The sequence below is a fragment of the Planctomycetota bacterium genome (assembly GCA_016125255.1).
Taxonomy (GTDB): Bacteria; Planctomycetota; Phycisphaerae; order Phycisphaerales; family Zrk34; genus RI-421.
This window is the reverse complement of record WGMD01000015.1, coordinates 54,720-76,378: the sequence shown is the minus strand read 5'-3', so window position 1 is coordinate 76,378 and position 21,659 is coordinate 54,720. Positions and strand designations below refer to the sequence as shown.

The 21,659-nt window shown below is 62.6% G+C and carries 20 protein-coding genes; 7 read left to right on the top strand and 13 right to left on the bottom strand.

All coding sequences use genetic code 11. From position 1 onward, the window contains the following. Window positions 1-91 precede the first annotated feature (91 nt). The 3 genes from GC162_13045 (at window position 92) to GC162_13035 (ending at window position 3,448) form a co-directional block, all read left to right on the top strand. Complete coding sequence (locus tag GC162_13045; GenBank protein ID MBI1369567.1) at window positions 92-337, top strand: hypothetical protein; 246 nt, start codon at window positions 92-94, stop codon at window positions 335-337. A 381-nt stretch (window positions 338-718) separates the two neighbouring features. Then, the gene (gene lepA / locus GC162_13040; protein MBI1369566.1) at window positions 719-2,506 is read left to right on the top strand and encodes an elongation factor 4; all 1,788 of its coding nucleotides are present in this window, start codon (window positions 719-721) and stop codon (window positions 2,504-2,506) included. A gap of 72 nt (window positions 2,507-2,578) precedes the next feature. Then, complete coding sequence (locus GC162_13035; protein MBI1369565.1) at window positions 2,579-3,448, top strand: hypothetical protein; 870 nt, start codon at window positions 2,579-2,581, stop codon at window positions 3,446-3,448. Here GC162_13035 and GC162_13030 read toward each other — a convergent pair. Next, on the bottom strand, window positions 3,417-3,770 hold the full coding sequence (locus GC162_13030; GenBank protein MBI1369564.1) for a hypothetical protein: 354 nt from the start codon (window positions 3,768-3,770) through the stop codon (window positions 3,417-3,419). The genes GC162_13035 and GC162_13030 overlap by 32 nt on opposite strands. A 20-nt stretch (window positions 3,771-3,790) precedes the next feature. Between GC162_13030 and GC162_13025 the strand changes: the two genes are divergently transcribed. Then, on the top strand, window positions 3,791-4,099 hold the full coding sequence (locus tag GC162_13025) for a hypothetical protein (GenBank protein ID MBI1369563.1): 309 nt from the start codon (window positions 3,791-3,793) through the stop codon (window positions 4,097-4,099). Window positions 4,100-4,105: 6 nt separating this feature from the next. After that, window positions 4,106-4,438 (top strand): hypothetical protein, encoded by a 333-nt coding sequence (locus tag GC162_13020; GenBank protein MBI1369562.1) that lies wholly within the window; start codon window positions 4,106-4,108, stop codon window positions 4,436-4,438. Here the strand turns inward: GC162_13020 and GC162_13015 are convergent, their stop codons facing one another. Continuing rightward, entirely contained in the window at window positions 4,439-5,005 is a 567-nt protein-coding gene (locus GC162_13015; protein MBI1369561.1) for a hypothetical protein, read from the bottom strand. Between the two features lie 111 nt (window positions 5,006-5,116). Here GC162_13015 and GC162_13010 point away from each other — a divergent pair, with 111 nt between their 5' ends. After that, window positions 5,117-6,463: a hypothetical protein gene (locus tag GC162_13010; GenBank protein MBI1369560.1), complete on the top strand. Its 1,347-nt coding sequence runs from the start codon at window positions 5,117-5,119 to the stop codon at window positions 6,461-6,463. On the opposite strand, the gene GC162_13005 is transcribed toward GC162_13010, so the two are convergent. The 6 genes from GC162_13005 to GC162_12980 form a co-directional block, all read right to left on the bottom strand. Then, window positions 6,464-6,652, bottom strand: a complete 189-nt coding sequence (locus GC162_13005; protein MBI1369559.1) for a hypothetical protein — start codon at window positions 6,650-6,652, stop codon at window positions 6,464-6,466. It abuts the gene before it with no gap. Window positions 6,653-6,780: 128 nt separating this feature from the next. Continuing rightward, window positions 6,781-8,241, bottom strand: coding sequence for a D-alanyl-D-alanine carboxypeptidase/D-alanyl-D-alanine-endopeptidase (dacB, locus tag GC162_13000; protein ID MBI1369558.1), 1,461 nt, complete (start codon window positions 8,239-8,241; stop codon window positions 6,781-6,783). A 62-nt stretch (window positions 8,242-8,303) separates the two neighbouring features. Further along, window positions 8,304-10,079, bottom strand: coding sequence for a hypothetical protein (locus tag GC162_12995; protein ID MBI1369557.1), 1,776 nt, complete (start codon window positions 10,077-10,079; stop codon window positions 8,304-8,306). Window positions 10,080-10,092: 13 nt separating this feature from the next. After that, entirely contained in the window at window positions 10,093-10,986 is an 894-nt protein-coding gene (locus GC162_12990; GenBank protein ID MBI1369556.1) for a TIM barrel protein, read from the bottom strand. A gap of 45 nt (window positions 10,987-11,031) precedes the next feature. Continuing rightward, window positions 11,032-11,415 (bottom strand): glycine cleavage system protein GcvH, encoded by a 384-nt coding sequence (gene gcvH / locus GC162_12985; protein MBI1369555.1) that lies wholly within the window; start codon window positions 11,413-11,415, stop codon window positions 11,032-11,034. A gap of 143 nt (window positions 11,416-11,558) precedes the next feature. After that, the gene (locus GC162_12980; protein ID MBI1369554.1) at window positions 11,559-12,308 is read right to left on the bottom strand and encodes a hypothetical protein; all 750 of its coding nucleotides are present in this window, start codon (window positions 12,306-12,308) and stop codon (window positions 11,559-11,561) included. Window positions 12,309-12,396: 88 nt separating this feature from the next. Between GC162_12980 and GC162_12975 the strand changes: the two genes are divergently transcribed. After that, window positions 12,397-13,269, top strand: coding sequence for a hypothetical protein (locus tag GC162_12975; protein ID MBI1369553.1), 873 nt, complete (start codon window positions 12,397-12,399; stop codon window positions 13,267-13,269). Between the two features lie 98 nt (window positions 13,270-13,367). Here GC162_12975 and GC162_12970 read toward each other — a convergent pair whose 3' ends face one another. From GC162_12970 to GC162_12950, 5 genes are all read right to left on the bottom strand, one after another. Next, on the bottom strand, window positions 13,368-16,505 hold the full coding sequence (locus GC162_12970) for a multidrug efflux RND transporter permease subunit (protein MBI1369552.1): 3,138 nt from the start codon (window positions 16,503-16,505) through the stop codon (window positions 13,368-13,370). A 7-nt stretch (window positions 16,506-16,512) separates the two neighbouring features. Beyond that, the gene (locus GC162_12965) at window positions 16,513-17,793 is read right to left on the bottom strand and encodes an efflux RND transporter periplasmic adaptor subunit (GenBank protein ID MBI1369551.1); all 1,281 of its coding nucleotides are present in this window, start codon (window positions 17,791-17,793) and stop codon (window positions 16,513-16,515) included. A 127-nt stretch (window positions 17,794-17,920) separates the two neighbouring features. Next, on the bottom strand, window positions 17,921-18,754 hold the full coding sequence (locus tag GC162_12960) for a mechanosensitive ion channel (protein MBI1369550.1): 834 nt from the start codon (window positions 18,752-18,754) through the stop codon (window positions 17,921-17,923). Window positions 18,755-18,817: 63 nt separating this feature from the next. Further along, window positions 18,818-19,687 (bottom strand): hypothetical protein, encoded by an 870-nt coding sequence (locus tag GC162_12955; protein MBI1369549.1) that lies wholly within the window; start codon window positions 19,685-19,687, stop codon window positions 18,818-18,820. Window positions 19,688-19,793: 106 nt separating this feature from the next. Continuing rightward, window positions 19,794-21,548, bottom strand: coding sequence for a DUF11 domain-containing protein (locus GC162_12950; protein MBI1369548.1), 1,755 nt, complete (start codon window positions 21,546-21,548; stop codon window positions 19,794-19,796). Between the last annotated feature and the right edge of the window lie 111 nt (window positions 21,549-21,659).

The following is a 21,659-nucleotide window of genomic DNA, read 5'->3' as shown; positions in this document are numbered from 1 at the left end:
CGTTTCCGATGTGTCAGCTTCGAGGCAATATCGCGGTCTCATTGGTACAACGACACACCTTGAAAAGTCGCAAGTGCTATGGAAGAACCCCATGGGACTCGGAAATCTTGCGCCATATGAGATAGAGGATGATATGGGAACCTTTTCGACTCACAAACGCATCGCTGAGGTCAACGATACGGTTCCGCTCCATATCGTAAAGGTGAAGCGCCGTCATTACCTCCTCTATGGTCCAACGAATGAACATCAGGACTTTCTAATCGTCGACCTTCTAAATCCCATCGACGGAAAAAATGTCATGGCGGAGGTCAAAGTCGACAAAGCGGTATTGAAGTAGACAGGTCGGCCGGGTGCCACGGTTTGGGCGCTTCGCCCAAGCCGTGCGAGTTGAGCAGCGTGTCGAGGCACGGTTTGCCGAGCCAAGCCGTGGCACCCATGTGTGTGACGCGACGCGTCTTCTCACCTCTCCCTCCAGGAGAGGTCGGCCCGCAGGGCCGGGTGAGGGTGCGCCCGATCACCGACCGCGTCCGCAACGAAGCGCGCCTTCATTCGGGGCCACCCTCACCCCGGCCCTCTCCCGGCGGGAGAGGGGGTGCGCCTATCCGCATTCGGGTGGCTTGATTCATTTGGAGATTCGTCATTCCCTTGGTCATTGGGATTTGGTGCTTGGTCATTTCCTCCGCCCCCGACCCTGCTACAATAGCGGTCTCAAACCGCTATGAAGATCAGAAACTTCTCCATTGTTGCGCATATCGACCACGGCAAGAGCACGCTTGCCGATCGGATTCTCCAATTCTCCGGCGCGATCACCGAGCGGGAGATGAAGAATCAGATGCTCGACGACATGGACCTGGAACGCGAGCGCGGCATCACGATCAAGGCCTCGGCCGTGACGATCCAGTACGTCCACAAGGGCGAGAAGTACATGCTCAACCTCATCGACACGCCCGGGCATGTGGACTTTCACTACGAAGTGTCGCGCGCTCTGAAGGCGTGCGAGGGGGCGCTGCTGGTGGTCGATGCGGCTCAGGGCGTCGAGGCGCAGACGGTGGCGAATGCCTACGCGGCGATCGAGCAGGATCTTGAGATCGTGCCCGTGCTCAACAAGGTGGACCTGCCGGCGGCGCTGCCGGATCAGGTGGCGGAGGAAATCGAATCCGTGCTGGGCTTCGCGGCCGAGGACTGCGTGCGATGCTCGGCCAAGAGCGGACTGGGCATCGACGAACTGATGACCGCCATCTGCGAGAAGTTGCCGGGCCCGGTGGGCGATGCGGACAAGCCGCTGCAGGCGCTGATTTTCGACTCGGTGTACGACGACTACCGCGGCGTGCTGTTTTTCATCCGCGTCATGAACGGCCGGCTCAAGCTCGGCGACAAGATTCGCATGATGAGCAGCGGGCGGGCGTATCCGGTGACGGGCATGGGCAAGTACACGCCCAAGCCGACGGCCGTGCAGAGCGTCGAGGCGGGCGAGGTGTGCTACCTGTCCGCCTCGATCAAGAGTCTGGACGAAGTGAACATCGGCGACACGGTGACGCTCGATCTGTATCCCGCCACCGAGGCGCTCGCCGGTTATCGCGAGCCGCAGCAGGTGGTGTTCTGCGACTTTTATCCGACGGGCGAGACGGACTACGAAGACCTCCGCAAGGCGATCGATCGCCTGCACCTCAACGATGCGAGCTTCGTGTACGCACCCGAGTCCAACGAGGCGCTGGGCTTCGGTTTCCGCTGCGGATTCCTCGGCCTGCTTCACATGGACATCATCCAGGAACGCCTGGAGCGCGAAGGCGGCGTCGAGATCGTGCAGACCGCGCCGACCGTCACGTACGAAATCGAAAAAACCGACGGGACCGTTCTGCGGATTCACAACCCCGCCGAGCTGCCCGATCCCTCGCAGATCAAGGAAATCCGCGAGCCCATCGTACGCCTCGAGATCATCACGCCCACCGAAAACATCGGCGATCTGATGACGCTCTGCGAGAGCCGCCGGGGCACATACAAGAAGCAGCAGTTCCTCTCGGCGACGCGCCAGATTCTCGAATACGAACTGCCGCTGGGCGAAATCATTTTCGACTTCTACGACAAGCTCAAGTCGATCACACGCGGCTACGGCACGATGGACTACGAAATCACCGGCTATCACCCCGACAATCTCGTGAAGATTCAGATTCTGGTGAACGCCAAACCCGTTGACGCCCTGTCGCTGATCTGCCATCGCGACAAGGCCGAGCAGCGCGGGCGCGCCCTGCTGATGCGACTCAAGAAGGAAATCGATCGCCATCAGTTCGAGATCCCGCTCCAAGCCGCCATCGGCGGAAAGATCATCGCCCGCGAGACGATCAAGTCGATGGGCAAGAACGTCACCGCCAAGTGCTACGGCGGCGACGTGACACGCAAGCGCAAGCTGCTCGAGAAGCAGAAGGAAGGCAAGAAGCGCATGAAGCGCGTCGGCAGCGTGGACATCCCGCAGAAGGCCTTCATGTCCGTGCTGGAGCCAGGCGACTGATCGACCGTGACCCCGAGCGCGGGAAAGGAACATCACACGTTGGAGTTGGCGTACAACACTCTCAAGCGGAACATGATTACCGAGCCGCTGGCGCGATGGGTGTTCGGCAGGGCCTGTCGGAACGTGGAGCGATACATCTTTGTCGCCAGCACCGGACGCTCCGGCACGACCTCCACGCAGCGCATTCTTTCAGTCATCGACGATCTCGCCTCCGTCCACGAGCCGTTCCCCCAACTGTGCAACACGCACTGGCCCCTGCTCCAGCAACTTGAAGCCGGAGACGAGCGGCCGATCCGCAACGCGTTTTCCCGCAAAAAACTGCTGGAAATCTACCGCGCCGCCCGAGGCCATCGCTGGTATGTCGAATCCAACTACCAGTTCATCCACTATTTCGCCGACTACGCCTGCGAGCAGTTTCCCCGGCGACTGGGCGTGCTTCATCTGAGCCGCGATCCGATCAAGGTCTCGCTGAGCCATTACAACCACGAAACCGTGCCGGGCCACACGCCCGTCGGCATCCGCCGCATGCCGCACTATCGCGCCGATCGCAACCTGATCCAGGTCGCCCCGCTGCTCGAGCCCGGCGGACGGTTTGAGCATCCGTTCTTCGCGATCGTCTGGTTCTGGTATGAGACCGAGGCGCGGATGCGCGATTTTGTCCGCCGCCATCCGGACGTGCCGGTGTCGCATCTGACCACGGATCAGCTCAATGATCTCGACGCGGTCTACAAAGCGATCACGCATCTGGGCATCGAAGTCGACCGCGACAAACTCGCCGGGGCCGTCGGCACACGCGAGAACGTCTCCGACTCCCCCGCCCAGGTGCCGCAGGAAGTGTCGAACGATGAACTGCGCGCATTCCGCAACATCTGCCGCGCGGCGCTGGACCGCATTGGCCCGCCGTTCGACATCAGTCCGCAGGTCGATTCGCCCGACGCCTGATTGATCCCGGGGGTGCATCGTGACTGATCGACCCCATCTCAAAATCATCTACGCGCGCCACTATGACATTCGCGCCTTCGGGCTTGAACACTTGCATCCGTTTGACACACGCAAACACAGCCGCGCGTTTAGACTCCTGCGGCGACAGTTCGGCAAGCGATTCGGCCGTCTCGTCCAGCGCGTGGACCGTCCAGTCGCGCACCGCGAACTGCTGACGGTCCATACCCAGACATATCTCGATCAGCTGCGCCAATCGCAGACCATCGCGCAGATACTCGAATTGAGCGCCGCGACGCGTGTGCCAGCCGTACTGCTTCGACATCTGATTCTTCAGCCGATGCGGTGGGCCGTCCGAGGCACTGTTCTCGCCGCGCATGCGGCCATCGAGCATGGCGCTGCCATCAATCTCGCTGGTGGATACCACCACGCTGCACCCGATCACGGGGAGGGCTTCTGCGCATTTTCGGACATCGCGCTGGCGATCCACGATCTCTGGCACGCCGAAAACTCGCCCCGTCCGACGCCGTCGTCTATATCGACACCGATGCGCACCAAGGCAACGGCGTCGCCCGATGCTTCAAAGACAATCCGCGTGTTCTGATGTTCGACATGTTCAACGGATCGATTTACCCCCGCGATTCAGAAGCGTGACGACGTGTGGATCATCCCATCGCACTCAAACCCGGCACATCGGACGCGGAGTATCTGCACCTGCTGCGCGATCAACTGCCCGCCTTCCTCGACGCGGTCGTGCAAGCTGCTCCAATCGGCTTGGCGATCTACAACGCAGGCACGGATGTGTACCGCGATGATCAACTCGGCGGTCTGGCCATGTCCGACGATGCCATCGTCGAACGCGATCGATTTGTCATGCAGTCGTTGAGCGAACGGGCGATTCCCTGGCTGATGTTGCCGAGCGGCGGATACAGCCAAGCGAGCCACCGCATTCTCGCAATGAGCGTCGCGGAGGCGATCGAACGATGGGGCTGATCATTGGCCATGCATCAGATACGCGCGCAGCGCGTGCGATTGGTCGTGTGCGTCGATCCACTGTCGAACATCGCGTATCTTCTCATAGTCCGCGTCGCCGAGTCGTTCGCGCAGGCGGGTTTCGCGGGATTGGGCGCGCTGGGCGCGAGCGACATTGACCTGCCAGACGACTGAGAAAATCTTGTGCACATCGTCGTGCAGGTTACGGGCTTTGAGCGTCTGCCATTCGCCGGCGTCGAACCACATCCCGCCGCAGTTGCCGCAGTGGTCGAGCGTGACACGCGTGTCATGTCCGACGGGATATCGCGTCATCAGATGCCCGCAGTCGGGGCAGAGCCGCGCCTTGTCGGGCGGCGACATCACGCCGCCCGACTTGGCAGCAGCCCCCGAAAGGGCCCCCGGAATCGCGGGTAATTCAGGCATGTCCGCGCCGTGCTGATCGCGCCATTTCCAGTACTGGAAGCTCTTGATCCAGTGTCCGCCGCAGACCGTGCAGACCATCGTGGCGAGGCGCGGTTCGATTTGGCCGTTCTGTAGAGCGATCGTTTTGCATACGGGGCATTGCATGGGTCACCTCCGTGATGGTTCACGTTCGATTGGACGCACGGCCGCCGTTGCAAGGTCGGCAATCGATGCGGGCCGCGCCCCATTCGTGCCAAATCGCCGTACAATTCGAGCATGCGTAGCGCCCTCCTGCTCGTGCTTTTCATCTGTTCCCTCGCCGCCGCGCAGACGAAGCCGATGGCGATTCATGTCATCGACGAAGACACCGGCCGGGGCGTCCCGCTCGTCACGCTCACGACGACGAACAACATCACCTATATCACCGACTCCGCCGGCTACGTCGCCTTCGATGAGCCCGGGCTGCTGGGCACGAAGGTCTACTTCACCATCGCAAGCCACGGCTACGCCTGCCCCGCCGACGGATTTCACATGCGCGGCGTCGCACTCGATACTTCCGGGGGCGAGGCGACGATCAAACTCAGGCGACTCAACATCGCCCAGCGCCTCTATCGCGTGACGGGGCAGGGCATCTACGCCGAGAGTCTCAAACTCGGGCGCGACGCGCCGATCGACAACAACGGGCGCGTGATGGGACAGGACTCCGTCCAGACGGCGATCTATCACGACCGAATCTACTGGTTCTGGGGCGACACGAATCGGCCCGAATATCCGCTCGGGCAATTCAGCACCTCAGGCGCGACCAGCGAGATGCCGCCGAAGATCGACCCGTCAAGCGGTGTCAACTTGCAGTATTTCACGGACAAAACAGGGTTTTCAAGACCGATGATCCCGCTGGGCAAACCCGGCGTCGTCTGGATCGACGGCGTCGTAACGGTGCCTGACAAGGACGGCCGCGAGCGACTCGTCTGTCATTACTCGCGCCGCAAATCGTTGGCGGAGGAACTTGAACAAGGCGTCGCCGTCTTCGATGACGAATCGGAGGTTTTCAAGCCGGTCGTCGAACTGCCGCTGGATGCGAAACTGCATCCGCGAGGACATGCGTTTATCGTGACGGAGGGTGATGCGAAGTTCATCTACTTCGCCGACCCGACGGCGAAGGTGCGCGTGCGGGCAACATACGAAGCGATGATCGACCCCGCGGCATATGAAGCGATTCCGGGGGGTGACGATCCCATGACGACAGACGCCGCGACGGGCAAGCCGGTGAAGCTGCATGCCGGTTCGATCTGCTGGAATGCGTATCGGAAGAAGTGGATTATGATCGCCAATCAGATTGGCGGGACATCGATCCTGGGCGAAGTGTGGTACAGCGAGGCCGACGCGCCGAGCGGGCCGTGGAAGTCAGCGGTGAAGATCGTGACGCATGACCAGTATTCGTTCTACAACCCGGTGCAGCACGATTTTTTCGACGAGCAAGACGGGCGGATCATCTATTTTGAAGGCACGTACGCCGCGACGTTCAGCGGGAATGACCATCCGACGCCGCGCTATGACTACAACCAGATGATGTACCGGCTGGATCTGGCGGACGAGCGGTTGCATCCGGCGACACAACCCTGATCAATGCACGACCGCGCTGACGACGCCACGGGCGCCGATTTCCGCGGCGTCGATGGGGACCTTCGCAGTTTCGACGGCGACGTGGCGCGCCACTTTGAAGGGAACGCTGACAAGCGACCCGACCATCCGTTGCGCGCAGCCGCCCAGACAGATCGACAGCGCGAGCAGTGCCACAAGGTGTTTGGACATGATGTGCCTCCTCGCTACCTGCACCAGACGATATAACCGGCGCGGACGCAACCCGACCGGACACCGCAAGCTGACGCGCGGAGTTAAAGTTAGATCAGGAGGAATGCTAAGCCGCGAGCGGCCTGGGATCAGCCGCCGAGTTGGACTTTGGCGTCTTTGGCGTACTTCTCGTCGACGGCGCCGATGATTTTCTCCATCATCGTTTTGGGTACGGCGGTGCCCTTGTAGTAGTCGTTGAGGAGCATGCTGAAGGCGATGGTGTGGCCGTCGTGGATGAGATAGCCGCTGAGGCAGACGACGCTGCGGATGTATCCGGTTTTGGCGTGCAGTTCGCCGGTAAGTTTGACGCTGGTGAAGCGTTTTTCGAGGGTGCCTTCACCGGGCTCGGCGAGGGAGTTGAGGTAGATGTCGCCCATCGTTTTCTGACGGTTCATCCAGGCGAGCGTGCGGACGAAGGTGCGGGCGGAGACACGGTTGTTGCGACTCATGCCCGAGCCGTCGGCGATGACGGTTGACGCCGCTTCGGTGCCGACGACGCGCGTCAGAAACAGCCGCACGGCGGCGGACCCGTTGGCCCACGAGCCGGGCTGGCCGGTGATCTGCCGGCCGAGGCGCTTGAGGAGGGATTCGGCGAAGAGGTTCTGCGAATCGCGGTTGCATCGACCGATGACGGTCGGCAGCGTGGACTGCACTTCGGCGAGGAGCGACCCGTCGGGCAGTTCATGATTGGGCTCGACGCGGGTCACATCCTTGACGCTGATGCCGGCGGCGCGGAGTCGGCGCTGAAGCAGTTCGCCGAAGAAGATCGGCGGGTCGTGGATGGTGACGTTGATGGGTTCGACGAGGGCGTGTTTGACGGTGCCGCGGAGTATGATCTTGTTGCCGCCGAGTTTACGGGAGGCCCAAAAGGCGTTGTCCTTACCGGTCGTCGAGAGGTTGTCCATATCGATGGGCGGATCGGCGGGGACGAGCGTGATCTCCGGCGTCTTGCCGAGGTTCGTCGGACGGGCGTAAAGGTCCAGGCAATTGTCGTTGAACGCGATGCCGGCGACCTGGGCGCAGTACCACTTGTGAAGCTGATTTTCGGGCCAGTCGGGGTGGACGAACTGTTGATCGAAGACGCGGTCATCGACGATGATGGCGTCGAAGCGGGTCTTGCCGGTGCGGTGGACGGCTTCGACCCAGCGATTGACGAGCTGCTCGACATCGAGCCCCATGGCGTCGAGCAGGACGGGATCGCCGAAGCCGGGGTCGCCGTCGCCTCGGATGATGAGCGTGTCGCCGGCGATGCGAAGTTGGGTGGAGAAGTTGAAGTCGGGGCCGAGCGTGGCGAGGGCGGCGGCGGTGGTGATGAGCTTCATGTTGGACGCGGGCATGAGGGCCGCATCGGGATTGATCTCGACGATGTCGTCGCCGGTGTCCAGGTCGGTGATGAGCAGACTGAGCTGGGCCTTGCCGAGTTCGGCGCCGCGGACGAAGGTCTCGGTGCGGACCTGCAGGGCCTGACCCGTCGCTACGACGGGCGCGACGAGAAGCGTCAGCGCGGCGGCGACCCAAAAACGTGCAAAAGTAGAGCGGAAATTGTTCATGGCATGGGTTTTTATCGGCTCGGGCGCCCAATCCTCTCCAGATCAGCGCCCGTCAGGCCGAATTAGCGATGACGCGCCAGCGTCAGGGGCACGAGCGGATCGCTCATTTCGGGACTCAGCGACCGCCGGGTTCCGGCGGGCACGACGGCGTCGAGCTTACGGTAGTGCTTGAGCAGGTCATTAAAGGCCAGCGCGGCTGTGTTGGCGCCGTCGACATGCTCGGCGGGCACGCTGCCGGGCGTCGACCACTCGGGGCCTTCCATGTACTGCGTCTGCCGTTTCTCGGACTGATAACGGCTATACAGATCGCGCAGCTCCACGAACGACCGCTCGTACTCTTCCTTCTGAATCCGCTGCGTGTTCTGATCGACCTGCGCGGACAGTTCGTCGAAGAAGCCCGGCCAGGCCAATTGATGCGACGCGATCTGCGTCTTCAGTTCGCTGATCTTGACCATGATCCGGTCATAGGCGGACTTGCTGGAGATCGGGTACGCCTTGATGGCGTCGAAATTCACATCCATGTCATGCTTGACGTCGGTGAGTTGGGCCTTGATGGCACGCGCGAGGACGTCGGCCTGACTGATGGGCTGACCGTGGAACGTGCCGCTGGAGTTTTCCTCCAGCGCCTGCATGAGCAGCGCGCCGCGGGCGCGAACGAGTTCGTCCTTGGCGTTTTGCGTCTGTCGGGCGCACTCCAGCGCCTTGCTGAGATTGCCGGTGAGGATCTGCGCCAGGGCGCGGCGGTAATTGAGCTGCTCGGCGAGCGCGCCGCTGGCGAGCGGTTCGATGTCGTCGATGAGCTTCAATGCGTCGGCGGGTTTGCCCATGGCGATGAGCGACATGGCCATGTCCGCCTGATCCTGCTTGACGTAGTCGAGCAGACCCAGATCGACGACGGGCCGACCGCCCTGCTCGGCGATCATGTTCAGGAGCGGTTTAAGCTGGGCCTGCAAGCCCGTGCCTTCGGGCGTCACGGGTTTGACAGGGTTATCGGGTTTGACCGGCGGCGTCGTGGTCACGGGCGGCTCGGTCGTGTCGGGCGGCGTCGGCGTCGGGTCGGGCTTGGGCGGCTTGTTCCCGTCGGCGATCGCGCTGACAATTTCGGGCTCCGCGGCGAGTTGTTTGGCCACTGACACCGCATCCATCACCATCCACACATCATCGCGGTGCAGCAGCACGCCGATGAGCTTCGCGTCCGAATCCCAGACACCCGCCCCGGTCATCTGCAGCGGCAGCACGCCCTTGACGAGTCGCGCTTCGCCCTGCCCGTTGAGCGTCTTGAGGTCGCCGCCGAACTTGATCGTCAGCGCGACCGGACCGGGCACACGGCGATCCGCCAGTGCATCGGGGTAAAGCCCATACGGACTGACGACGCCGACGGCGATGGCGTCAGCGGGCGATTCGAGCTTGGAGGGTTGAGGCGGTTCGCCCATGTACCGGCCGGTCAGACCGCGGTCCTCCGGCCGAACCTCCAGCACGCTCACCGGCAGCTTGTCTTTGCCGAGCAGCGTGTTGAGCGCGATGGCATACTGCTTGCCGTCGAGTGAGAAGACGGCGAATGTCTGCGTGGGGACGCCGCCTTCGGTGGCGAGCATGCTCTCATGCCCGTGCAGCAGCGCATCGCTGGAGGTGATGATGTGCCGGGGGGAAACGAGCAGGCCGGTGAAGGAGGCGGAGGGCTGAAGCTCGCCCTTGGTCAGATGATAGGTGTAGAGCGCCACGACATGCTGAGCGGCGGCGGGCGGGAGCGTGGCGGCGACAAGGCGACCCGTGCTCAACAGCACGAGGCAAAGGACGCACGCCGATCTCTCGATGAACCGCTTCATCCGTGATCTCATGGCTGATTATACGTCAGAGCCGCCCCACATCCGCGAGCAGCTTCCGCGCCGCTTTGGCGGCGACCTGGAAGACTTCCATTTCGCTCATGTCCGCCAGCGACGCGTTGGCCGACCCGTGCGCCCCGGTGGCGACGACGGCGGGCGACCGCGCCAGATGCGGCTCGAGCGTCAGCGGGCCGTTCCAACCGCGCTTGGCCAGATCCGCCAGCACCTCGGGAATACGCCCGTCGCCCTCGCCCGCAGGCACGTGCTGATACGACCCATCCGGCTGACGCTTCGATTCCTTCAGGTGAATCGCACCGATGGCGTCCCTCAGCGTCAGCCAGTCGGCCCAGACGTCTTCCTGGTTCTGATTGAAATTGTCGAAATCGAAAATCAGCCGGAACGTGTCGGGCGATTGGGCGTGCACCTCATCGCGCAGAACGCAGACTTTCTCGACGGGGCCGCCGTAGATGCCGATCTCGTTTTCGTGATACAGGATCAAGCCCAGGTCCCCCGCCATCTTCGCCAATTCCGTCAGTCGTTCGATCGACACGCGCCGCCACGTCGCCTCGTCCGCCCCCTTCTTGTTGAAGTAGCTGAAGAGGCGCACCGCCGAGGCGCCGAAAACCTTCTTGAGTTCGCCCAGATGGCGCACTCGCTTGCGATCGATTTCAAAGTCGTCGGTGATGTCGATCTTGCCGATCGGCGAGCCGTACATGCAGACGCTGATGCCCGACGCGTCGAGTTTGGTCTTGACCTGCTTGGCGTGATCGAGGGGCAATTCGACGATGTTGATCCCATCGACGTTGCGCAGGTCAACGTATTGAATCTTCGCATCCAGCAGCGTCGTGATCTGTTCGTCGACTTTCTGCGACGCTTCGTCCGCGAATGCGCTGAGCATCCAACTCATCAAGAAAAGCTCCATGCCCGGATTTGGAGTTTCGGGTTTCGTGCCTCGCGTTTTCGCCGATCAGGCGGAGGGGAACTTGGCTTCGTACGCCTTGGCGTCAAGCAGCTTTTGCAGTTCCCCCGGGTTCGACGCTTCGATCTTGACAATCCAGCCCTCGCCGAACGGATCGTTGTTGATCACGGCCGGGTCTTCACCGGCCGCGTGATTGACTTCGACGATCTTGCCGCCCACGCCCGTGTACAGTTCACTGGTCGCCTTCACCGACTCGATTTCGCCGATGCTGTCGCCGGCCTTGACAACCTTGCCGACCTTCGGCAGTTCGACATACGTCACATCGGTCAGTTCATCGACGGCGAAGCGGCTGATGCCGATCGTCACAAGATTACCATTGGCTTTGTGCCACTCGTGCGTTTCCAGAAACCGGCAGTCGGCGGGGACGGACATGGTCTGTCACTCCAATGAAAAAGGGCGGGACAGCCGGGTATCTTACGAAATCCGCGCCAATGGACAAGGGCGAGAGGCGTCAGATATCGGGTGTCAGCCATCAGCTTTTGCCGACGCCTGACGCCTGCCCGCTGTGAGCTGTTTTACGGGCTAGACGTGATCGCCCGGCTGATCGGCGTGAGCAGGTCGGGAACGAGGCGCTCGGTGGCGAGGCGTTCGGCGTGATGACGCAGCATCTCGAAATTGGCGATCAAATCATCGGGGCTGTCGACCGGCCCGATTTTGCGAACGGTCAGCAGAATGCTGATCGGCTCGGGGCGGTATTTGTTGTGGCGAATCTGCGACTGGCTCGTCAGGGCCTTGACTTCAAAATACGCCTGCAGATCGCAGCGCTCGTTGAGCGTCACGCCGAAGATCGGCTGCGCATCGATCGGCCGCGCCTCGGGCCCGCAATCCAGCAGCGCCCCCAAGGGCGAATCGGCATACAACGCGTCATAGATGATCTCGTGCTGATTGTCCTTGGCCTCCAGGTCGAACCCGAACATCACTTCCTGGCAGTCGATGTCCAGCGGGCTGATCGTCAGGTTGTACGGCGCGATCCGCAGGATCAGCTTATGCAGATCATATGCCTGCTCCAGCGAATCGGGATTGACGTGACCGGCCCGGATGGAGTTCTGTCGCAGGGCCAGCCACTGGTACGACCCGTCGCGCCGACTTGATTCGAGCGACAACTCATCGGAAAAACGGCGGAAGCGCTTCATGCCGGGCTGGTCGGCGCGGACGCGGTCGAACATGTGCAGGATGGTTTCGCGATCGGCGGGCAGGTCCATCTTGACCGCGAGTTTCTGATTGACGTAAAAATCGGTGCAAAGGGCGCCGAAGCTGGTGGCCATGGTTCTTCCTTATCGCAGTCCGCACCGAAAAAGGCGGCGTTCGCAGACGACCTTCGCCGCGTCCACCGGTTGATAGCGCTGGCAGTATATGCCCCCCCTCCCCCGGTCGCCACACGCGCCGCGGCCGCGCCGACACCGGAGCCGGTGGCGATTGGCGGCGGCGGCGCGCTATGGTATAGTGGATGGCTTGCCGCTTGGAGACCGCAGCGAAATGAGCAAATACGAAGCCCTGCATGCCCTGTATCTCGTGGACCAACAGGTTCGCGGCCTCGAAAGCCGACTCGACGGCGCCCGCGCCCACCTGCGTGCCCAGACGCTCAAGCTCGACACGCTCACCAAGCAACTCGCCGAGATCTCCGATCAGCATCGCCATGCCCAGGCGTCCGAAGCGAACCTCGAGTCCGACGTCAAAGGCATCGAAGAACGCATCAACAAAATCCGCGAACAGATGAACAACTCCAAGACCAACAAGGAATACTCCGCATTCCTCGTCGAGGTCAACACGCTCAAGGCCGACAAGTCCAAAGTCGAGGAACGCGCCCTGCAACTGCTCGGCGAGGCGGACAAGCTTGCCGCACGCATGGAGCAGCTCAAGACGCAGGTCGCGGAGCAGCAGAAAATCAAAGGCCTCGCCGAGAAAGAGCTCGCCGCCCGCACCGCCGAGGTGAGCACCGAACTGGACGCACTGAAGGCCAAGCGCACCGAAGCCGCAAACCAGGTCCCCCCCGCCACACTCGCCGTCTTCGAGAAACTCGCCGACGACATGGACGGCGAAGCCATGGCCCCCGTCGAGCAGGATGACCCCCGCCGCATGGAATACAACTGCGGCGGTTGTTATATGTCGATCCCCGTCGAAGCCGTCAACAAGCTCGTCACGCAGGACGACATCGTCCGCTGCACAAGCTGCACCCGCATTCTGTATCTCGCCAAGCCCATGAAGGAAGCCATGGGCATCAAGTGAGTGCGGAGTGGGGAATGCCGAGTGCGGAGTGGGAATATCGAAATTTGCACATCCCCCGATTCCCCGTTTAGCGGCCGGGCAACGCCCGGCGCTTCTTCTTATTGCGATTCCTCTTTCACCACCACCGGCCTGAACCTCTCCGCCACGGTCTGAATCCCCACATACAACACCGGCGTGAACACCAGCGTCAGCATCGTCCCCAGCAGCATGCCGCCGACGACCGCGGTGCCGATCGCCTGTCGCCCGTTCGCACCGGCGCCGCTTGCAAGCATCAGCGGCACGCAACCGAGAATGAACGCGAAGCTCGTCATCAGAATCGGCCGGAACCGCAAGCTCGTCGCCTCCAGCGCCGCCTCATGCAGACTCGCTCCGCGCAATCTCGCCTCCCGCGCGAATTCGACGATCAGAATCGCGTTCTTCGCCGCCAGACCGACCAGCAGGATCAACCCCACCTGTGTGAACACGTTGTTGTCCATCCCACGCCACATCAGAAACAGCATCGCCCCCAGCACTGACAGCGGTATCGAAATAATCACCGCCAGCGGCGTCGTCCAGCTTTCATACTGAGCCGCCAGAATCAAAAACACCGTCACGATCGCCAGCACGAACAGCAGTCCCGCCTGTCCGCCCGCCGACTTCTCCTGAAAGCTCATCCCGGTCCACGCATAACCCATCCCCGGCGGCAGTTTGTCCCCCGCCATCTGCTCCATGATCGCCAGCGACTGTCCCGAACTGACGCCCGGCGCCGGCTCGCCGTTGAGCGTCGCGGCGGGGTACAGGTTGTAACGCTGAATCCGCTCCGCACCCAGCGACTTTTCGACCTTCGCCAGCGTCCCCAGCGGAATCATGTTCCCGTCCAGGTTGCGCACATCCAGCCGCGCAATGTCATCCACGCTCGAGCGAAACGCCGCCTCCGCCTGCACGCTGACCTGATATGTTTTGCCGAACTTGTTGAAGTCGTTGACGTAGGTCGAACCCAGATATGACTGCATCGTGTCGAACACGGTCTGAAGCGGGATGTTCATCCGCTTGACCTTCGTGCGGTCGATGTCGACGAACACCTGCGGCACGAACGCGCGGTACGTCGTGAAGGTATTGCGAAGCCGAGACTGGCTGTTCGCCGCCGCCGCCATCTCGTTGGCGACCTGCTCCATCGTCACGCGTCCGAGCCCCGCCTTGTCCTGAAGCCGCAGATCGAATCCGCTGGCGTTGCCCAGCCCGTCGATCGCCGGCAGACTGAACGCGAAGATCGCCGCCTCCTGAATCGAGGCGAATCGCCGCTGATACGCGCCGATGATCCCGTCAATGGAAAGCGCGGCGGACTTGCGCTCCTCCCAGGGTTTGAGCGTCACGAACACCGTCCCGTAGTTCGACCCGTTGCCGCTGATCACCGAGAACCCCGCCAGCGCCGTCGCCCCCGTCGCGCCCTCGCTATCGAGCACGATCTTGTTGACCTGATCGAGCACCGCCTGCGTGCGCTCCTGCGATGCCGCATCAGGAAGCTGGATGTTCACCACGACAAACCCCAGATCCTCCTGCGGCACGAAACCCGTCGGCACATGCGACACCGACCAGGCCGTCGCGCCCAGCAATCCCGCCATCACCCCCAGCGTGACGACCACCATCGCGCTGCGCGTCGTCAGCGCCACCAACCCGTGATACACGCGCGTCACCCGGTCGAAGGCCGCATTGAAAGCGCGCGTGAAGAAGTTGCCTTGGTGGTGCTCATCGTGCGCCTTGAGGAACACGGCGCACATCGCCGGGCTGAGCGTCAGCGCGTTGAGCGCGCTGAACGCCGTGCTCACGGCGATGGTCAGCGCGAACTGCTTGTACAACTGACCGCTGATGCCCGGCATCGTCGCCGTCGGACCGAACACCGCCATGAGCACCAGCGACGTCGCGATGATCGGGCTCGTCACCTCGCCCATCGCCCGCTCCGTCGCATCGCGCGGCTTGACCTTCCCCCCCGCCATGTTCCGCTCGACGTTTTCGACGACGACAATCGCGTCATCGACCACGATCCCGATCGCCAGCACCAGCCCGAAGAGCGTCAGCGTGTTGATCGAAAAACCGAGCAGGTCCATGATGAAAAACGTGCCGATGAGCGAAACGGGAATCGTGATGATGGGAATCAGCGTCGCGCGCCAGTTCTGCAAAAACACGAGCACGACCAGCACCACCAGCGCCACCGCCTCGTAAAGCGTCTTGTACACCTCATCCAGCGAAGACGTCACGAACTGGCTCGTGTCGTAAATCACCTCGTAATCGAGCCCCGGCGGGAAGGACCCTTTCATCTGCTCCATCGCCATGCGAATCAGATGGGCAACTTCGACGGCGTTGGCGCCGGGGGACTGGTACGTGATGATCACCGCACTGGGCTGCCCGTTGCGCTGCGCGGTGGTGTCGTAGTTCTTGGCGCCCAGTTCGACGCGCGCGACGTCGGAGAGCCGTGTGATGGCGCCGTCGGCGTTGGTCTTGACGATGACGTTCTGGAACTGGCTCACATCGCTGAGCCGCCCCAGCGTCGTGACGGTGTACTGATAGACCTGTCCTTTGGGCACGGGGGGCTGACCGATCTGCCCCGCGGCGACCTGCACGTTCTGCTCGCGCAGCGCCGCGACGACCTCGGCCGTCGTCAGATTGCGGGCCTTGAGTTGATTGGGATCGAGCCAGATGCGCATGCCGTAGTCCTTGGCGGGCACGACACGCGTATCGCCCACGCCGGGAATGCGCTTCAGCTCATCGTTGATGTTGAGCATGACGTAGTTGGCGAGGAACAGGTCGTTGTATCGCGCATCGGGCGAGTACACGCTGATGACTGCGACCATGTTCGTCGACTGCTTCATCGTCGTGATGCCTTGCCGGGTCACTTCCTCCGGCAAGCGCGGCTCGGCGGCGTTGACGCGGTTCTGTACGAGGACCGCGGCGATGTCGGGGTCCACGCCCAGCCGAAAGGTCACGTCCAATGAGTAGCTTCCGTCGGAGGCGCTGGTGCTGGACATGTACATCATGCCGTCGACGCCGTTGACCTGCTCCTCGATGGGTGTGGCGACGGTGTCGGCGATGACCTGGGCGCTGGCGCCGGGATAGGTTGCCGCGACGTGCACGACGGGAGGCGTGATGTCGGGGTATTTTGCGACGGGAAGATTGAAATACGAAACCAGTCCCGCGAGCACGATGAGGATTGAAAGCACCGTGGCGAAAACCGGCCGTCGGATAAAAAAGCGACTGAACATCGAGGATTCACCTGGGATCTGCCGGTGCGGCGGGCTGGTCGGTTGTGTCGGGCGAAGCGGGATTGTCAGCGGGTGTCGCGGCGGGCGTCTGCGTCCGCGCGGGGACGTCCGGGGCGAGCGAGGACGGCGGAAGCACGACCTCCATGGGTTTCTTTTCAGGGCTGACCGCGGCGCCGGGGCGGGCGCGCTGAAGGCCGTTGACGACGACCCAGTCATCGGTGCTCAACCCCGACTCGATGCGGCGAAAGCCCTCGACGACGGGGCCGACCGTCACATCGCGTCGATCGACCTTGTTTTGCGCATCGACGACGAGCACGTAGTTGCCGCGCTGATCGAATGCGACGGCCAGATCCGGCACGAGCAGCGAGCGGCCCTCGGTGCGCGGAATGCGTACGCGTGCGAACATGCCCGGGGAGATGCGCCGGTCGGGATTGTCAAAGACCGCGCGAAGCAGGAGCGTCCCGGTGTTCGCATCGATGGCGTTGTCGGCCGACTCGATCTGCCCCTCGCGCGGATAGCCGTCTTCATCGGAGAGGCCCATGTAAACCGTGCGCCCCGCTTCGCGCTCCGCGGCGCTCTGCTCGCGGGCTTTGGGGTGCATGCGCAGAAACTCGAGCACATCGGTTTCCGAGGCGTTGAAGTAAACGTAGATGCGCGTATCATTGCGGACAGTCGCCAGCAGCGTCGGACCATCGGCGCCGACGAGCGCGCCCTGATCGACGAGATTGCGGCTGATGCGCCCGTCGATGGGCGCGCGGACCTGCGACCAGTCCAGATCGAGCTGCGCCGTATCGAGCTGCGCCTTGGCGAGCGACAGGTCCGCTTTGGCCATGTCGAAATTCGCCTTGTACTGACGGACCTCCAGATCGCTGGCGGCCTGCTTGTCGAACATGCTCTTGATGCGATCGTAGTTGACCTGCGCCAGATCGAGGGCCGCCTGTTTGCGGTCGACGTCGGCGGTGACCTGCTCAAGCTGGGCCTTGAACGGGCGCGGATCGATGGTGTAGAGCATCTGACCGGCTTTGACGAGCGAGTCGGGCTCGAAGTTGACCTTGTCGATGAACCCCTTGACGCGGGCGCGGACTTCGACGCTTTCGATGGCGGCGGTGGTTCCGGTGAATTCCCAGAAGTCGCGCAGATCGCGCTCGACGGGCTGCGAGACCGTCACCGCCGGCGGCGGCGGCGCGACGTATTGATTGGATTTATCCTTGCAACCGGCGATGGCGAGCATGACGATCATCGTCGGCGGACCGAGTCTTCGCAGCAGGGTGACCCCAGTCGTGTTCACAGCGCGTCTCCAAGCGCGGCGCCGGGCCGGCTTGGCTTGTGATTCACGTGCCGGGAGGACGGTTACGCATGCATCCACGGAATCCGCAGATTCTCCGCCGCGGCGTTTGATCCAACCGCCGACCGGGTCACGCCTTCGATGACTCGGACTTGATCAGCGAACCGTCCAGATGCACATCCATCTGCGGGAACGGGATGCCGATGCCCGCTTCGTCGAGGTGCATCTTGACGGCGCGCGTGGCGGCTTCCTTGACGGTCATGAAATCCGCCGCCGGCGCCCAGACGCGCACGGACCAGTTGATCGACGAGGCGCCGAGGTCCAGCAGGATCACGGCCGGGGCGGGTTCATCGAGTCTGCCCGGTACCGACGCGGCGGCGGCATTGAGCACTTCGCGCGTCTTGTCGATGTCCGCCGAGTAGTCCACGCCGACAGCCACATCCGCCCGACGGTGCGGATGGTGCGTGATGTTCTCGATGGTGTTGCCGAAGATGGCGCTGTTGGGCATGATGATGCGGCGATTGTCGGGGGTGTCGAGCGATGTGGTGAACAGCTCGATTTCGTTGACCTTGCCGAGCTGGCCATTGACGTTGACGACGTCGCCGACCTTGAAGGGGCGGAAGATCAGGAGCATGATGCCGGCGGCGAAGTTGGAGAGCGTGCCCTGAAAGGCCAGGCCGATAGCGAGGCCGGCAGCTCCGAGGACGACGGCGAAGCTGGCGGTTTCGATGCCGAATTTCCCCAGCACGAAGAGCCCGGTGACCAGCAGCACCGCCCATCGCGCCATGCGCGAGAAGAATTTGGCGAGCGTCTCGTCGATCCGGGCGCGCTGACAGGAGGCGTAGACCATGCGGTTGGCCCAGCCGGCGGCGAGATAGCCGATGAAGGCGATGAGCAGCGCGGTGACTGCGGGTACCAGGTACGTATTGATCACGAGCCACAACTTATCGCTGTTTTCGGGCATGGGTCGTTACTTTCGTTTTTCTGGTCAGCGACGAATCGGCGCCACCGCGCCGTCGGACGCGCATCAACCGGGCTGCTTGAAGGTGGTCTGTCCCGTGCGGTGGAACGGGGTGTTGAACGAACCGAAGGGGGTTTTGAGGTCCATCGCGCCCGAAAGTTCGTAGGCCGATCCCTTGCCGCGCAGCAAGTTGAACGCGGCGATGCCGAGGTTGGCCGGCGAGAAGGACACGGGGATGGACAATTCCTGTTTTTCGTTGGACTTGAAGCTGGTGGCGTCTTCGATCGTGGTGTTGACCACCGACTTGCCGGCGAGCGACAGTTCGTAGCCCATGCGGCTCAGATCGACGGGGAAGGCGTTGGTGTTGGTGACGTTGAGTTTGAGTACGGCGGCGGCGCTGGTCAGCGAAAGATTCTTCCATTCGACGCCCGCCAGTTCGACCTGCGGGACGGCCGGCACGGGAACTTCGCCGCTCTTGGAGATCGGCAGCGTCATCGGACCGACGACAGGCGCGTCGGCCTTGAGGTTGAGCTGCGCTTTGTACGGCACGAGCGAGCCGGGCTTGACGTTCTTGACGGCGCTGAGGAGCTTAGTGAACGAGATCGTCGCCGGAAGCTGCACGGTGCGCGACCCGTTGGCGGGGACCGTTCCGCCGACGTCGGCCTTGCCGTCGAGGAAGGGGCTGTCGCCGCTGGCCAGGGCGTAATCGAGATCGACCAGCGGGAGCGGCAGACTGTAGGGGTTGTCAATCTTCACATCGAAGACGACATCGACGTGATCCATGCTCAGATTGGAAAAATGCACATCCTGCACGGAGGCGGACGGCTTCTGAGAGCCGAGCATCGACTCCATCGACTTGCACCCGCCGACCAGGAGCATCGCGATCACGATCATCCACCCACACGCCGCCACCCGCAGTCCGCACACGTTCACCATGGCGATCTCCCTGGCTTGAAGAAAAAAGACTGCACGGCGGTTTCCCGTCGTGCAGCCGAGGTTCGGACGATGCCGGGCGGAACCCGGCGTTGTCAACTCCTTTCAATTACTTGAAGAAGTTGGTGGCTTCGGTTTCCTCGACGGGGCGGCCGATCTGGTCGCTGTTCATCGAGACCTTGAATCGGACGTCGCCTTCCTTGACGGCCTTGACGACGACCTTGAACACGGCCTGGGCCTTGGGCGCCAGCGAGGGCAGCGGGTCGAACGTGACGACCTTACCGGCGGCCTTGCCGGCGGTCGCGCCTTCGGCCGACACGAACTGCATCGTGTCTTCGAGGTCCGCCACGATCTTGATGTTCGTGCCGGGGGCCGAGCCCTGGTTGGTCACCGTGATGAGGTAGGTCACGTTGTTGCCGACCTGGATCGGGTCCTCGACGTCGACGACTTCGAGCAGGATGGCCGGGATGCCGGTAACCATCGTCGAAGCTTCAGCCGACACATCCTTGGCACACTTGGCATGCGCCATGGCGGTGTCCTTGAACGTGCCGGGCGTGGCGGACTTGACCGTCACGGTGACTTCCTTCGAGCCCTTGGGCGCGATGGAGCCGACGTTCCAGGTGACCTTGCCTTCGGCCATCGTGCCGCCGGTCGAGGCGCCGACGTACGTCGTGCCGGCCGGGACCATGTCGGTGATGACCGCGTCATCGGCCGGGGCGTCGCCGGTGTTCTCAAGCTTGATGGTGTAGGTGAATTCCTTGCCGATGAACATCTTCTCGGGGCCGGTCTTCGTCAGCTTGAGCACGGGCTCATGAACCTTGGTGCCCGCGGTGGCGTCGGCCTTGAGTCCGCCGTCGCCCATCGCCATCGCCTTGCTTTCGTAGGCGCCGGTGTCGAGCGGCTTGGTGGTGACGACGTAGCGCTTGGACTCGCCGCCGGCCAGATCGCCGACGTTGATCGAGACCATGTTGTCGCCCGTCTCAGTCACGAGGCCCTTGGGCAGCGTGTCCTTGATCATGACATTGCGGGCGGTGCCGGTGCCGTTGTTGGTGACCACATACGTGACGGGGATGCGCTCGCAGAGCATGACATCGGCCGGCTCGGTCTTGGTGAGCTGCAGCGACGGCTTGATGACGTTCGTCGCGATGCAGTTGTAGGGCACGAAGGTGACGGTCGAGCAATCGACGAGCTGACCGGGTTCGGTGGCCGCGCCCTTGATCGTGATCGTCTTGGATTCACCGGCATCGAGGTCGCCGAGCATCCAAACGCCCTTGCCGTCCTTGATGCCTTCGATCGACGGATCGGTCGAAGCGACCTTGAAGTTGGCGGGCATCATGTCGGTGACGACGACGTCATGGAGCTTGAGACTGCTGTCGTTAGTCACGACGATCTTGTAGTCGTATTCCTGCCCGACGGCGACTTCGCCGGGGGCGTACTTGTCCAGGCGAACCGTCGCCAGACCCGACTTGCCGTCCATGCCGGTGTAGGCGGTCGGGAAGTAGGCCGTGGTGTGGTTCATGCCGACGGGCGCCGGGGCGGCCTTGGCGGGCATGTCGCCCCAGTTGTGCGGCGCATGACGATAGTGCCACGGCGTCCAGCCGGTCGGCGAGGCGGGGTCGGCGTGACGGTGGTAATCATCATCGCGCAGTTCAGTCTTGCCGTACAGACCGTCTTCGTAAACCTTGACGACCTTCGCGCCGTCGACCGGCGGATGGGCCGAATCGACGATGATCGTCTTGCTCGTCTGCGGAAAGCCGGAGGTTTTCTCGCCGGACATCGGCTGAGCGCTCCCGCAGCCCGAGAGCATCAGCATGCCGACCAGACACATTGCACACACGATTCGAGACAGATTGATCACTTTCATTGTGACCTCCAAGTTGAAAAGTCCGTCGCTTCCCGTCAATGAAGAAAAGAGACACGCGTTGCGTGCTCCAAGGCGTGACCTGCCACGCACCTGTAACGGCGGCCATTGTAT